10 protein-coding genes are annotated in these 15,339 nt (G+C 41.9%); all 10 read right to left on the bottom strand.

Annotated elements, in window-relative coordinates:
• Positions 1-211 precede the first annotated feature (211 nt).
• Positions 212-2,095 carry a DUF5696 domain-containing protein gene (locus WJP93_RS03095; protein ID WP_337546840.1) on the bottom strand — a complete coding sequence of 628 codons (1,884 nt, stop codon included), beginning with the start codon at positions 2,093-2,095 and terminating at the stop codon, positions 212-214.
• 94 nt (positions 2,096-2,189) lie between these two features.
• On the bottom strand, positions 2,190-2,984 hold the full coding sequence (gene proC, locus WJP93_RS03100) for a pyrroline-5-carboxylate reductase (protein ID WP_337546841.1): 795 nt from the start codon (positions 2,982-2,984) through the stop codon (positions 2,190-2,192).
• A gap of 27 nt (positions 2,985-3,011) precedes the next feature.
• Entirely contained in the window at positions 3,012-5,387 is a 2,376-nt protein-coding gene (hypD, locus tag WJP93_RS03105; RefSeq protein ID WP_308731775.1) for a trans-4-hydroxy-L-proline dehydratase, read from the bottom strand.
• A 28-nt stretch (positions 5,388-5,415) separates the two neighbouring features.
• Positions 5,416-6,324, bottom strand: a complete 909-nt coding sequence (locus WJP93_RS03110) for a trans-4-hydroxy-L-proline dehydratase activase (RefSeq protein ID WP_337546842.1) — start codon at positions 6,322-6,324, stop codon at positions 5,416-5,418.
• Positions 6,325-6,399: 75 nt separating this feature from the next.
• Positions 6,400-7,749, bottom strand: coding sequence for an MATE family efflux transporter (locus WJP93_RS03115; RefSeq protein ID WP_337546843.1), 1,350 nt, complete (start codon positions 7,747-7,749; stop codon positions 6,400-6,402).
• Positions 7,750-8,026: 277 nt separating this feature from the next.
• Complete coding sequence (locus WJP93_RS03120; RefSeq protein WP_337546844.1) at positions 8,027-9,475, bottom strand: M56 family metallopeptidase; 1,449 nt, start codon at positions 9,473-9,475, stop codon at positions 8,027-8,029.
• Entirely contained in the window at positions 9,459-9,839 is a 381-nt protein-coding gene (locus WJP93_RS03125; RefSeq protein WP_118614165.1) for a BlaI/MecI/CopY family transcriptional regulator, read from the bottom strand. Before WJP93_RS03125 ends, WJP93_RS03120 begins: the two co-directional genes overlap by 17 nt.
• Positions 9,840-10,005: 166 nt before the next feature.
• On the bottom strand, positions 10,006-12,189 hold the full coding sequence (locus tag WJP93_RS03130) for an alpha-galactosidase (RefSeq protein WP_337546846.1): 2,184 nt from the start codon (positions 12,187-12,189) through the stop codon (positions 10,006-10,008).
• Positions 12,190-12,348: 159 nt separating this feature from the next.
• Positions 12,349-13,698, bottom strand: coding sequence for a hypothetical protein (locus WJP93_RS03135; RefSeq protein WP_337546847.1), 1,350 nt, complete (start codon positions 13,696-13,698; stop codon positions 12,349-12,351).
• An 18-nt stretch (positions 13,699-13,716) separates the two neighbouring features.
• Positions 13,717-15,324: a glycoside hydrolase family 43 protein gene (locus tag WJP93_RS03140; protein ID WP_337546848.1), complete on the bottom strand. Its 1,608-nt coding sequence runs from the start codon at positions 15,322-15,324 to the stop codon at positions 13,717-13,719.
• Between the last annotated feature and the right edge of the window lie 15 nt (positions 15,325-15,339).

Here is a 15,339-nt window from a genome sequence, read left to right on the forward strand (position 1 = left end):
GCTTCTATTTTGCTCATGTGGTTACCTCGCCATATAAAATTGCTATTCTGTCTGAATGCAAGCATTCACAGAAAGCAATTTTGCATGGCTCTGAATAGTTACCATAATACCATGATTTTCTGTCAAATTCAATATTCACACTTGAAAACCATTGCACCGGAGAGCTTTCGTAAAATACCCCGTTAACTGTAACTTAGATTTAAGTATTGGTTTATCCGTTAACTGTAATTTTATACGTTCCCTTTGAGAAATCGACTTCTACGCATGTACCATCTGCGAATGTACTCTGCTGGCGAAGACCTGTTTTGTCGAGAATGCGGTGGCTGACTAACTCACTATAGGCTACGTGTTCATGAAGTGATGCTACCTGATCGCAGCGTTTCTTTTGTTCTTCTTCTGTGAAATCGCTGCCTACTCCAAATGCACCGTCTGTTCCATCGTAAGCACCATTTCTGTCAAAATATGGTGCACCTCCGTTAATAAGTGCATAGAGCATGTAATCTTCGTTTTCATGCTTTTCCATCATCCACGGAATGATTACGCAGTCATGATATACAAGATTAAATAATGGCACTGGGATTCCCTGTTTTGGTTCTTCTGGACGGCGCATCATAAAATCATATGGCGCATAGTGGCAGAAAACAAGATTAGCGACTGACCAATCTGCTACCTCCTCGGAACTTGACAGAATATTTTGTGACAGCAAATATGCAAAGCATCGGCTTCTAAATTCCAGACATTCCTTTCTTGTCATTTTGTGATGCGGCTCAAAGCATTCATCTGGCTCGTTGCATGTAAATACATCAAGATAAGCGCAGTCAAGCTTTATATCATGAGCTGCCAATTCCAAGAAATTTCTCTTTACATAATAAGGTGCCTGTGTTGCACAAAGATATGTCTGATTGCCTCCCGCCCAGTTTGCATGAGAAGGAATGGAGCCATCTTCAAAATGAATGGCTGATGATTCATCATAAGTACTGGCACGGAAATAATAATCGCGATACTGATCATGGATTCCAAAAACATAACCGCAGTCATGAATTGTATCACAAAGCTCCTTCATGCCTTCCCAGCCACCTGCTTCAATACATGCCGGAAGATAATCTGGATGCTCGTTGTCATAGCCTGGATCTCCCCAGCCATCTAAATGAAGATAAAGCTTCTTAATTCCAAGTTTTTCATAGCAGTGACGAATCTGCTTAGTACGCACTGCAAAAGGTGTTAAATGATTGTTTTTCTCAGGCGCTTCTGGATCAAAAAAGCGAGACTCTGGCTGAACAAGTGTCTTAATACCTGCATGAACAAACATGCTTCCTACTAATTTCTCGACATCTGCACGCGCTGCCTTTTCACGAAGAGTGTGAAATGTTCCCTGTTCCTTTGTATAATTTCTATAAAACTTACACATGGTATTATAATCACAGTCTTTTTCAAAATGATACAATAAAGTTCTGCGATAACGCATTGAGCCAAGTGATTTATAAAATACCATTCCCACGCTTGTCTGTGCTTCGCCTGATTCATGAGCCGCACGGTAGCCTGCATCCTCTGGCTGCTCACATATTGCAATATAGCCGTTTCTATCTTTAATCTGTGAAAACCATGGCATATATGAGCCTTCCGTACACATGCGGCCATCAAATGGCACTTTTCCCAGCTTTGTTTCCCAGCCATTTGGAATAAGTAAACCCTGTCCCCAATTTAAGAGTGTATACCAATCCTCACTGTCATACATAAAGTCCATTGCACCTGGCCACACAACTTCATCCATGCCAGATGCCGGCTCTGTAATCGGAATCCACTCAAAATGAACATCACCTGTCGATAATTCAATCCAGATATATGTCTCAAAACAAAGCTCTGGCACTTGTTCAAAATTTTCGTAGTGACTTACAAGTCCGAAGCCTATTCCTGTATCATATCTTTTATGTGAAATTGTTTTAGCCTCTGAAAAAAGCACATCTTTTCCATTATACTTAAAATAAGGCTGATAATCCTGCTGCCAAGTCCATTTCGTGCCATCCGCGTAAATATCGCAGTGCAGCGTCTCCTCATGAAAATCGAGTTTTATTATATTATCTTTTATTGTAATCATGATTTCTCCCCTATCTAATCTCAAACGTAGTTTTTGTGACAACAAGGCAGATGCCATTTTGCACCTGCCTTGCATTTTTTAAATTAGAAATTTCTTACATTCCCTTTGCTGCATCTGCACATGCGTCCATGGCCTCGATCACAGCACTTCTAAGGCCTTCCTTTTCTAATACACGTACTGCCTTAATTGTAGTTCCTGCTGGTGAGCATACCATATCCTTTAACTCGCCCGGATGTTTTCCAGTCTCTAAAACCATCTTTGCGCTGCCCATAACTGCCTGTGCTGCAAATTTATAAGCCTGCGCACGCGGCATACCCTGCTCTACTGCTGCGTCTGCCATAGCTTCAATAAACATAAATACATATGCCGGAGAACTTCCGCTTACTGCAACAACTGTATCCATCAGCTTTTCGCTGATAACCTCTACCTTGCTAAAGCCGCTTAAAATTTCACATACATACTTAAGCTCAGCCTCTGTCACAAATTCATTTGGTGTTGCGCCTGTCATACCCTCACCGACAAGTGCAGGTGTATTTGGCATAGTACGTACAATCTTTACGTCCTTGCCAAACTTTTCTGCCAGCCATGAAAGTGTCTTTCCCGGTGCAATTGTGATGATTAACTGATCTGCTCTGACATGATCCTTTATCTGTGTAATCACAGACTCATAATACTGTGGCTTTACAGCAAGTACAAGCACATCAACAGCATCCACTACATCAATATTGTTATCTGAAACATGAATGCCATACATGTTCTTTACGCGCTCTCTGCTTGGCTCAAACACGTCAGAACCATACACATCCTCTGCCTTGAAAATATTGTTTTTGATGATGCCGCCCATCATTGCGCCTGCCATGTTGCCGCATCCGATAAATCCTAACTTCATAGTGTTTTCCTCCTGCATTATGTGTTTTTAGTTGAAGCTTTGCTCAGTACGATTAATGATCTCATCCTGAAGTGCCTTGCTTAAGTTTCTGAAATGATCACTGTAGCCTGCTACACGAACAATCAGATCCTTATATTCCTCTGGATATTTCTGTGCATTAAGCAATGTCTGTCTATCGATGACATTAAACTGAATATGATGACCATCCATATTGAAATAGGAACGAATAAGACTTGCCATCTGGTTAAGTCCTTCCTCTCCTGCAACAACACTTGGTGTAAACTTCTGATTCAAAAGTGTACCGCCTGTCATTAAATGATCCATCTTTGCACAAGACTTTATAACAGCCGTAGGACCATTTACGTCTGCACCCTTTTCTGGTGAAATACCCTCGGAAACAGGTACATGTGCCAGACGTCCATTTGCACTTGCCATCATGACTTCTCCAAAGTAAACGTGGCATGTTGTCGGAAGCATATTTACGCGATACATTCCGCCAAGCATATTTGGTCTTCCTGTCACTTCGCCCTGATAATATTCAAATACCTGCTTCATAATCTCATCTGCATATTCATCATCATTTCCATACTTTGGACTATGATTTTTTACCAGATTCAAGATTCGCTCATGACCGATGAAATTATCATCAAGCGCTGCCATCAGCTCATCCATCGTGAAGTTTTTCTTATCATATACATTATATTTTACAGCAGCAAGGCAGTCTGTAATCGTTCCGATTCCAACACCCTGCAGATATTTTGTATTGTATCTTGCACCGCCGGCATTATAATCCTTGCCCTTTGCGATACAGTCATTTGTAAGAATAGATAAAAATGGTGCCGGCATGCAGTCTGCAAAAATCTTTTCAATTATGTTGCTTCCCTGAATCTTAACATCAATAAAGTATTTCATCTGCTTCTTAAAAGCATCAAAAAGCTCATCATATGTCTTAAAATCAGCTGCATATCCAAGCTGTAAACCAAGCTGCTTTTTACTTACCTTATCATATCCATTATTTAATGTAAGCTCAAATACCTTTGGAATATTAAAATATCCTGTCAGAATATAAGCTTCATTTCCAAATGCACCAGTCTCTACACAACCGCTCGTTCCGCCGCGTCTTGCATCAGCAAGTGTCTTTCCTGCATTCATAAGTTCCTGAACAATTGCTTCTGTATTATAGAATGCCGGCTGTCCCCATCCCTTACGTGCAATCTCACATGCTCTCTTTAAAAATTTCTGCGGTGTCTTTCTGCTGATCTGTACATTAGAGCTTGGCTGCAGCAGCTTCATCTCGTCCATGCAATCAAGAATCAGATAAGAAACATCATTAACTCCGTTTTGTCCGTCTGGAGTGATACCGCCTGTATTTAAGTTTGCAAAATCGGTGTAGGTGCTGCTCTCCTTTAACGTGATACCAACCTTTGGCGGTGCCGGCTGATTGTTAAATTTCACCCAAAGGCACTCAAGAAGCTCTAACGCCTTCTTCTCATCAAGAATGCCTTCCTCTACATCCTTCTGATAAAATGGATTTAAATGCTGGTCAAAACGACCTGGTGAATAAGCATCCCATGGATTAAGCTCCGTTGTAACGCCAAGGTGAACAAACCAATACATCTGAATTGCCTGCCAGAAGGTCTGCGGCTTATGAGCTGGAACAACATCACAGTTTGCTGCAATCTGAAGAAGCTCTGCCTTTCTTGTATCACATTTTTCTTTTTGGGCAAGCTCTCTTGCATAATCAGCATATCTTGCACCAAGAAGCATGATAGCATCACATGCCTTTGCCATACCGCGAAGCTGATTTCTCTTTTCAAATGCCTCTGTATCATGGAAGTAATCAAGAGAATCTATTGATGCCTGAATATCTGCCTTGTAATCTAAAAATCCTTTTTCATACAGCTTAAAGGAACCAACAGTATGACCTGGACCTCTTTGCTCCATAAATTCAGTAAAGATACCTGCAGCATAGCAGTCTTTCCACTGATCAGACATATTTGCCAGAATCTTTGAACGTGTGGAACGCTTTTCCCAGAATGGGATGATCTCTCTTTCCTGATATCCGTAATCTTCTTCCTTTACAGAAAAGCTGATAAGCTCACGGTCGTTCATAACGTGCATATCCTCAAGAGTATGACAGCATAGCTCTGGGAATGTCGGTGCACCATGTGGAGAATCTCCCTTTTCTCCTACAATCAGCTCTCCATCTCCGATGTAAAGTGTCTTTGCTGCAAAATAGTCATATAAAACCTGTGCACGAAGCTCTGGCACAGACAGCTGACCTTCATATTTCTTGTAGGTTGCAGTTTCACTTTTTGCTCTTTCCATGTCGATGTGCGGCTGAGTCGTAACACTTAGTTCACGCAGCGCCTGCACACGCTCATTCATTCCTCTTTTCTCCATTACAGCTAAAATCCTTTTCCTTTCTGGTTTATCCACCAATCTTAACTTTCAAAAATCCTGCCTCTGTAAAAAGTGATGACAGTTGCTTCATTTTTTCATCTGACGGTACCAAAAACGCTTCGCCGTCATAAATACACTCAAGACGGCTGTATTTGCTGCTTCCTGTATTGTGATACGGCAAAAGGTTGACCTGTGCCACCTTAATTTTTTCATCAGTAAGCCATTTAATTACAGCCTTCATGCTCTCTTCATCTGCATTGACCCCTTCAATTGTCGGGATTCTAATATAGATTCTTGCACCATCTGCACTTAACTTTTTCAAATTTTCCAAAATGATAGTATTCTCTGTTCCAACCCATTTTTTATGAACTTCATTGTCCATGGCCTTGATGTCATAAAGGAAGGTATCAATATATGGAAGAATCCGTTTGAAATTTTCATACGGTGCATATCCACTTGTATCGATGGCCACTGTAATTCCCTGACGATGCAGCTGCTTTACAAGCTCCTCTATGTAATCCATATCCATGCACATGACCTCGCCGCCGGAAAGTGTAACACCGCCGCCCGATTCCTCATAGAACATTTCATCCTTTTTGAGTTCCTTTAACAGCTCTTTTACCGTGTACTCTTTTCCTGCAACCTCGCGAATATTCAAAAGACAAGCTGTCACACATTCTCCGCAGCCGGTACATTTTTCATAATCTGTTACTGCTTTGCCATTTTCCATGCGCACTGCTCCATTTGGACAGACACGCTCACATTCCATACAGCCGGTACATTTTTCCTGATTCGTTAAAATCTGACGTTTCCATTTTTGTGTTTCTGGATTATGGCACCATGCACAGCGAAGCGGACAGCCTTTAAAAAATACAGTTGTACGAATTCCATCTCCGTCATGGATTGAATACTTCTGAATATTTGTTACAAGACACATTTTTGCATCCCCTTTTCTTTTATTTTTCCCCGAAGCTAAATCTTAGACTCATCATAGCACCACGCCTTATAATTGTCAATGAGTCAAATCTTTGACCCATTTATACTTGCGAAAATGATGCAAAACCCACGGCAGCTTTCCTACTTCATCTATACATGTACACGCATATACAAGCACTACTGGCCAGTGGAAAAAATATGTTCCGGCAGCAGCGAGCGGAATTGCGAGACACCACATACACACTGCAAGGCTATACATGTCAAACAGTGTATCGCCGCCGGCGCCAAAAATACCATTTATTGTGACATCGTTGACTGCGCGTCCAATCATATAAAAGGCGATAACGGCAAACATGCCCTTTAAATACTCCTGTGCCTGCGGTGTAAGCTTTACAAAGTGCAAAATAATTGGTGCAGATATGCACATTAAAAGAGAAGCAAAAATACCGCATGCAAATGATATTTTTAACAGACGTATGCCGTATCGCTTTCCCTTCTCTAAGTTTCCTGCGCCAAGCTCATTGCCAATCATAATTCCTGCTGCGCTAGAAATACCTGCACTAAAGCAGCATATGATATCTCTTACAACAGCTGCCACGGAATTGGCTGCCGCTGCATCAGTTCCAAGATGACCCATAAATGATGAATAAGATGTGAATCCAATTCCCCAGAACAGACATGCTCCTAAAAGTGGAAGTCCGCACTTCCAGAAATCTTTTGAAAGCTGTTTGTTTCTCCTTAATAAGTCGCGCATGGACGGATGGAGATAATTTGGCTTATAGGAAATAAGTACAGAACAGCAAAGCTCAATAATACGTGCAATAAGTGTCGCAAGAGCTGCTCCGCGCACACCCATCAGTGCAATGCCAAAGCCTCCAAAAATAAAAATTGCATTTAAAATAATATTGACACAGACTGTCATTGAACTTATGACTGCCGTTGTCTTTGCGTGCTCGCTTGTCTTCATGATAACAAGATAACACTGAGAAATACCTGTAATCAAATATGAAAATCCTGCAATTTTTAAGTAGCTTATGCCATAATTGATCAATACCTCTTCGTTTGTAAAAAGAAGCATCAGATAGCGTCCGAAGAAAACACAGCCAACAAAGAATATGGCTGATACGAGTCCGCAAAGGCGAAGCGCCATGCAAAAGATCTCATCTAATGTCTTTTTGTCTCCCTTTCCCCAATACTGCGCGCCTAAAATACCAAGACTGGCTGTCGCTGCTGCTAAAAACATGTTTTGGATAAACTGAATCTGAGTTGCAAGTGATACAGCTGACATATAATTTTGATCCATGCCGCCAAGCATAAATGCATCGGCCACTGCCACCATCGCTAGCATCAGATTTTGAAGCACAATCGGAACCATCAGGCTCCAGAGCTTTTTATAAAATGCTTCATCTTTTTGTAGCTTGCCCATTTTTCTTCCCTCTCTTTTTTTTTATAGTTCACAAGTCCGTGAACAGTATCATCTTATCATTTACGGGCAGCTCTGTACATGTATTTATTCGGCTTTTTTCGGAGAATCCAATATTCAAAAAAACAGCCACCCGATACCTTTTTGATATCAGATAGCTGTTTTTTATTATATTTTATCCCGCAGCTTTTTTGCTGTCACGTTGCCTTATGTCTAAACTTTACCGTCTTTGCTGCGCTCCCCCCTGCTTGTATACTCTTTTGACTCTGCGAAGGTTAAGTTAATATGTAGCATAAACGCCTGTCAGGTTTACTACTTCGCTGTTGTCGCTAATAGCATAGACCTTGTAATCACCTTTTACATAAGCCTGAAATGGTTGTGAAAATCTTCCATTTGCATAGACACATCTTCTTGCTCCATTTGGCTCAATTATACCGACACGTATAACTTTTCCAAGAGGTGTAATATCTCCGCTAACATTAATTACCTGATCCTTATTCACTTTAAAATATCCACTTGTCTGCAGATAATCATATGTAAGTGTCCAGTTAAAATTAGCACCTGTTGCTCTTGTTAAATTATCCACTTCGCCTTCTACTACCGTATATCCATCAATTGGGAGAACATCGTTAAATACAATGCCTGTATTGACATAATCAGCAGGATTAATATTACTGTTGTCAGGGTATTCTGGTGTATCTGTGCTCTCATTGACCAGATCAGTATCTCCTACAACAGCTGAGACTCCTTTTTCAACATCTTCTACCATTGTAAGATCATATAATCTTCTATATCCTTCTGCCATTACACCAGTTGCTGCAAATGTTGAAGTTACGGAAGCAAACGAAACTGCGATTGCTGCGATTGTGCCAAAAAACTTTGATTTCTTTCTTGCCTTCTGCATATTTACCATCATCTCAATCCTCCTGCTTAATGTCATAGGTTCAGTTCCTATTGAAGAAAACAGACCTTGCTGATTCTGCTCTGCGACATTACACAAAACAATTGCATACATCTTGGAATTGCCAAACGCGATGCATGATTCGTAATCGCATGCATATTCATTCCATTGATTCATGTACTCAGAAAGTGAACGTGACAACGGATTAAACCAGTGAATTGTCTCAATGATTTTTGATGCATATAAAAACCAAAGATCTCGGCGTTTGTAGTGAATCAGCTCGTGGATCATAGTTACTTTCTCCACAATCGGATTCAATTTGTCATCTGGCAACACAATTCTTGGCCTCAGTATTCCTGTAGCAATACCACACCTAAGTCCAAACTTCTGATACAGCTTTACTCGACCCGGACGTTTTTTGATTTCCTTACAAACCTCTCGAAAACGCGCCCGACTTTTTAGATCCGCTGGAAATGCATCTCTTAAATACGCTCTTGTTACACGCCATTCTTTCCAGATCTTTCCAAAGTTAAAGAAAAGACCTATCAGCCATGCAATAAAAAGTGCATGATTGACCACTGTAATAATCGGCGTCCACTCAAATAAGCGTCCATCCCAACCTCTAAAATAGCCATCAACTGCTATAAGCAAACAAAATCCAAATGGTAAAAGATACGCGACTACAACACATCGTAATAACCAAAAAAGTGCTCGCGAATATCCTCTTTTACTAAGCTTTTTTACTGCCTGCAGCCAAACAAATAGCATCAGGCTGCCCCAGACATGTGCTGCCAAAATTGCAAATACTACATCATTGATCCATTTCATCCAACAAGCCTCTTATCTGTTTGATATCTTCTTTAGAAAGAGACTGGTTGTTTGAAAGTGCTGCGATGAACTCGGCCGGCTTGCCGTCGAACCAGAAATTAACCTCGCGCGCTGAGAGCTTTGCCTTGTATTCTTCCTCGCTCTTTTCTGCGTGAATGTAAGAAATTCTGCCTGCACGGCGAGAGCTAATGAAACCCTTTCCGTTTAAGCGGGTAAGGAAGGTTACTACTGTTGTTCTCTTGTAATCTCTCTTGTAACGCTCCTGGATCAAATCAATCAGCTCCGGAACTGAAATATCTCCTTTTTGATCCCAGATTACTTTCATAATCATAGCTTCACAAGCACTTAATGGTTCTCTCTCCATAGTCTGACACACCTTTCTACGCGTACCAGATACCTGTCTCCTCCAATAGGAATTTCACACCTAGAATTTACTACACCAGTAATAAAAAGACAAGTGTCACATTTACCACTTGATACTTTTTGTATCATAGTACGCATTCGCAATATTTTTAGTTTCTGTTTTACATCTAAATCTTTGTAAAGTGCAGCAGTTTGCTGCGAAAATCGCCCCATAATGGACGAATCAGATAGCCGTATTTTTCCAGAATTTCTCCTGTAAAGGTTTCTCCTGTCTCTTCAAGACGATATACGGCCTGTGGCTCAAAGCCTTTTAAATAAAGTTTTCTGCTGTGTACATTTGGCGTTGAAAGGACTTGAACGTAGGTGACAAGCACTTCGCTCTTATCCTTTGCCGATACAGCCCAACAATCGTACAGATGATTCTCACTGTAGGATGCGATGCGATAATAATCACCCTCACGAACAAGCTCATGATATTTATGGTACATCGCAATTTGCTGTGGAATCTGTTCCCGGTCTTCTTTCGGAATCTTTGTTACATCAAGCTCGTATCCAAAGGTTCCGGCAAGTGCCACGTGACCTCTTGTCTCAAATGGGGTAACTCTTCCGACTGTATGGTTCGGGCAGTCGCTTACATGTGCACCCATTGAGCAAAGCGGATAAATCAGTGAAGTTCCCTCCTGAATAAGCAGACGCTCAATTGCATCTGTATCATCTGAGCACCAGATCTGCGGCGAGTAATACAGCATACCTGGATCAAATCTTGCACCGCCGCCAGAACAATTTTCTAAAAGCATATTTGGAAACTCTGTGACAAGACGCTCCTGCAGCTCGTAAACGCCCAAAACATAGCGGTGGAACAGCTCTTCTTTATGATCTGCTGACAGATAGCTGCTTCCAAGGTCGCTTAACTGACGATTCATGTCCCACTTAACGTAGCGGATATTTGCACTGTGAAGGATAGCAGAAACCTGATCGTAAACATAGTCTCTTACTTCCTTTCGTGATAAGTCTAGCACATACTGGCAGCGGCTCTGTGTTGCAGCTCTGCCGTCGATATGGATTGCCCAATCCGGATGCGCACGATACAGATCTGAATCAGGAGAAATCATCTCCGGCTCAAACCAGATACCAAACTCCAGACCAATATTGTTAACCTCATCAACAAGATATTTCAGGCCGCCCTTGATCTTATCTGTGTTTACCTTCCAGTCGCCAAGTGAACTGTCATCATTATTTCGATGACCAAACCATCCATCATCCATGACGAGCATTTCAATTCCGCACGCCTTTGCTTCCTTTGCAATTGCAAGAAGCTTTTGTGTGTCGAAATTAAAATATGTCGCCTCCCAGTTATTGATCAGGATCGGACGCTTGCTATGGTTATACGGACTGCGAATCATGTGGCTTCGATAAAAATCGTGATAACTTCTGGACATCTTTCCAAGACCCTCTGAGGAGTAAACACAAACTACCTCTGGTGCCTGGAATGATGAACCAGGCGTAAGCTGCCAGCAAAATTCCTCAGCTGAAATTCCCATGACCATACGCACCATGTCAAACTGTGTACGTTCTGTCTGCGCGATAAAGTTTCCAGAATACACAAAATGCATTGCGTAGACCTTACCGTGTTCCTGATCGCACCCCTTTGTGACAAGTGCCTGGAACGGATGCTCCTGATGACTGGATTCTCCCTTTAATGAGGACATCAGCTGCTTTCCGTAAGCGAGCTCACGTCTTTGAATGTGGCGCTCTCTTGCCCATGAGCCATGCAGATTTAAAAGTTCGAAGTTTTCATTGTCCATATCCAGACAAGCGCTGTAAACCTTCTCCAAACGAAGCGTCTGTGAACCTTCATTGGTGACATGTGTACTGCGGACAATTACATCTTCCTTCTCAAAAACAGAATACATTAGATCAACGGACAGACCAAGTACCAAATCCTTACAAGTAATCACAAGTGTCTGTACTTCGTCGTCATTTCCAAATGATGCTGGAAGACCTTCTAAGCGAGGCTTACCATTTGTGATGACGTGGGAGAAATAAAGAATTTCTGCTGCCTTGCTTCCTGCTTCATTTCGCACATCAAGACAGCTCTCTCTGTAATCACCGATCCCGCCAGTCGGATATTCCATTGGAAAGAAATCAAGAAAAGCAGACTTTTCTCTCAAATTTTTCGATGGGGTAAATGGCGGCTCCTCTGTGCGAAGCAGTGTGCTGACTGCTTCTCCAAAAAGTCTGTCTCCATAATATACATGACCTACATATCCTTCTTGTGTTAAACCGATTACATAAGTTGTGTTTATTGTGTCCAGCTGAAACAGCTTTTTCTCTTCACAATATCGTATCAACTTACTATTCCTCCTTTCCGCGCTATAAAACTTGCACTATCGTTAGTATATCTGACTTCTGTAAGAATGTAAAGTTTCTTCTTATTTTCTGTCTTTTTGCAGTACAATACCCTTTATATTTTATGCATATTGTACAAGTTATTATGTCATTTTTAACACTTATGCAAGTCTTTGCGCAAATGAAAGTGTTTGGGCTAACGCTTCATCTTTTGGCACGTTTGAAAGATGAAGATCATGTGAGTATGCAAGAATTTCACTAAATTTTGGTCCCGGCTTTAATCCAGCCTTAATTAAATCAGCTCCCATCACGCATGGCTGCGCCATCGTGTACTGATACCAGTCAAGACGCTCCTTTAAAAAGTCTTCATATTCCGGAATAATTTGTCCTTTTCCCTTTCCCATCTGATCGGCCGTTGAAAAAAGAATCAGATCAGATGGCACTGTTACACTGTCAAACATCTGATTTGTTGCCTTTTTCCCGGCTTGCTCTCTGGCAAGCTCGTAAGGTCTCATATGAAGTGATGCAAGATTTCTCACATAACGGATCAGCTTTGTCTCATTTGTAATGCGCTCTAAAAATTCTTTTACAAGAGGATCGCCCTTTTTTGCATGACCATAAGAATGAATTTCTCCATTCTCCTCTGTTGTTGATATAATTTTCCCAAAATCGTGTACTACTGCTGTCAGCATAAATCCAAGAGGATTTTCTGCCTTGCTTCGGAGTAAGGCTGCACTGTCAAGTACCTGCATAGTATGATTCCACACATCTCCCTCAGGGTGATACTTTTTAGGCTGCTTTACTCCAATAAGCTGTGTTAAATGTAAAAACCAGTCGTCAAGCTGATTCATTTTGTGCATCTGTTCAAAGAAAATGGATGGATGCGCAGCCTTTAACAAAGCTTTTTCAAGCTCACTCATCACACGCTCATGGGCTAATGTCGTCAAGTCCATTTTTCGAGATAATTCAATAGTCTCTGGCGCAATAGAAAATGAAAAGCGTGCGGCAAATTGCGCAGCTCTAAGCACACGAAGCGGATCTTCTGCAAAGGTGTGAGGGTTTACATGACGAAGTACTCCTTTTTTTAGATCCTCCTGGCCGCCGAAGTGATCAATGATCTCTCCAGTCAGCACATCTTGCATCATGGCATTGATTGTAAAATCGCGGCGCATTGCGGCTTTATATGTTCCAAGAAATGGATCTACATATATTTTAAAATCTTTATGTCCTCGTCCTGTCGCTTCCTCTTGGCGCGGCATGGCAATGTCGATATCGTATCCTCTAAGACCATACACGCCAAAGCTTGCACCCATCTCAGTTCTAGAGCCAAGCCCGTCAAGAATATTCTCTAGCTCTTTTGGCTGTACACCATGGATTTCAATATCAATATCCTTACTATGCTTTCCCATTAAAAGATCACGCACGTAGCCTCCGACAAGAAATGTTCGTCCTCCCTTATCTGCTACGCATGCAGCAATTTTTTCTGCCATTTTCAGATCACGGTTTTCCATAAATTACTACTCTTTCCTCTATATATTGATGTCTCTTCCCTGAAATTCAAAGAAGTCAAAATCTGCCGGAATGCGGCTTCCGCAGCCACCGTTGTTGGCGTAGATGCCGACTAGTGTTCCGGTGTGGCGCTTTGGATCGTCTGGCACACCCTCATCGCACAGGTAAATGCAATCTTTTAATACGCCTGCCTCGCTCCAATCTTTTCCGTCGTAGCTGTATAAAAAGCGTCTTGTCAGACGATCTACCTCTACTTTTAACCAAATCGGTCCATTTTTTATCTGATCTACTTCTGCAATCAGCTCTTCGCCGTGGTTTCTGTTTATTACAAGCTGCAATTTTCTTCCGCCTTCAAAACAAAGTGAGAAGCGTGCATATGTCGCTGTACTATAATAACATGTAAGTCCGGCCTGTTCACCATCTCTTGTCGGATCAAATTCAAGCTTTGTGGTTGCAGTGTATGATAGCTCTTCCTCTCTTCTTAGCAGCGTATTTTTTGCGCGAATCTCAAAGAGCTGACCATCCTGTGTCCAGATTCGCATATGACCTGGGCGTTCTGTCAGTGAATAATTTCCCGGTGCAGGTCTTCTAACGAACTGCCAGTGAACATCTAGTGTGTCGCTGTCAAAGTCATCTCTTTGCCACTTTGGATAAACTACCTCTGGCAGATCTGGCGCAGTCTGCTCATTGCTTGGACCTTTGCCCTCATTAATAACAAACCAGCCATCGTCTAACCATCTTACTGGATCAAGACCTGTCTCTCTGCCCACTGTCGTATAAGCACCCGGCACTCGTATCTCTCCCGGCTTTGGTGCTTTGCCATTTGCGACTTCGATGCCGCGGTTTGGTCGTCCCATCAAATAGTAAACCCACCAGTCTCCATTTGCATCCTCGATTAGTTTTCCATGACCTGTTCTCTGAATAGGTGCGTTTGGATCAAGCTGTCTCATTAAAGGATTATATGGCGATGCTTCATACGGGCCAAATAAATTTTTTGAGCGTCCCACATTTATGCCATGACCATATCCAGTGCCGCCCTCTGCAAGAATTGCATAATAATAATCACCGTGGCGCAAGATATGAGGTCCTTCTGGGCAGCGCTCCCCTGTTCCAGGCCAGACAGGAATTAAATCGCCTATCACTCGCGTACAGTCATCAGAGATTGGGACAAGATTTATTCCAGGACTGATAACCATGTAGTGCTTTCCATCGTCATCTACAAAATGAGACGGATCAATGCTGTCTACCTCCAGCCATGATGGCTTGCTGTAAGGACCTTCTGGCCTGTCTGATGAGACAACTACCTGACGGCGCATAACATTATTATCACGCTTTCCATCTGCATTTAAACGAAGAGTTGCCATTATGATAAAGCGACCATTGCTGTAGGAAATATCAGGTGCCCAAATTCCATGTGAATCACGTATATCACTTAAATCTAATTCATCGGGATCTGTAATGGCATGTCCAATTAACTCCCAGTGCACCATATCCTTTGAGTGGCTTATTGCAATTGCCGGAAAGTACTGAAAGGTTGAATTGACCATGTAATAGTCATCTCCCACGCGAACAACTGATGGATCTGGAAAAAAGCCGCGCTGTACGGGATTTTTATATGTTCTTATCATCGAAGATCTCCTTGT

The sequence above is a fragment of the Anthropogastromicrobium sp. genome (assembly GCF_037349415.1).
Lineage (GTDB): Bacteria > Bacillota > Clostridia > Lachnospirales > Lachnospiraceae > Anthropogastromicrobium > Anthropogastromicrobium aceti.

Coding starts and splice junctions, on each gene's coding strand:
- WJP93_RS03095 (WP_337546840.1), bottom strand. CDS start 2,095: ATGATTACAATAAAAGATAATATAATAAAACTCGATTTTCATGAGGAG.
- proC (WP_337546841.1), bottom strand. CDS start 2,984: ATGAAGTTAGGATTTATCGGATGCGGCAACATGGCAGGCGCAATGATG.
- hypD (WP_308731775.1), bottom strand. CDS start 5,387: ATGGAGAAAAGAGGAATGAATGAGCGTGTGCAGGCGCTGCGTGAACTA.
- WJP93_RS03110 (WP_337546842.1), bottom strand. CDS start 6,324: ATGTGTCTTGTAACAAATATTCAGAAGTATTCAATCCATGACGGAGAT.
- WJP93_RS03115 (WP_337546843.1), bottom strand. CDS start 7,749: ATGGGCAAGCTACAAAAAGATGAAGCATTTTATAAAAAGCTCTGGAGC.
- WJP93_RS03120 (WP_337546844.1), bottom strand. CDS start 9,475: ATGAAATGGATCAATGATGTAGTATTTGCAATTTTGGCAGCACATGTC.
- WJP93_RS03125 (WP_118614165.1), bottom strand. CDS start 9,839: ATGGAGAGAGAACCATTAAGTGCTTGTGAAGCTATGATTATGAAAGTA.
- WJP93_RS03135 (WP_337546847.1), bottom strand. CDS start 13,698: ATGGAAAACCGTGATCTGAAAATGGCAGAAAAAATTGCTGCATGCGTA.
- WJP93_RS03140 (WP_337546848.1), bottom strand. CDS start 15,324: ATGATAAGAACATATAAAAATCCCGTACAGCGCGGCTTTTTTCCAGAT.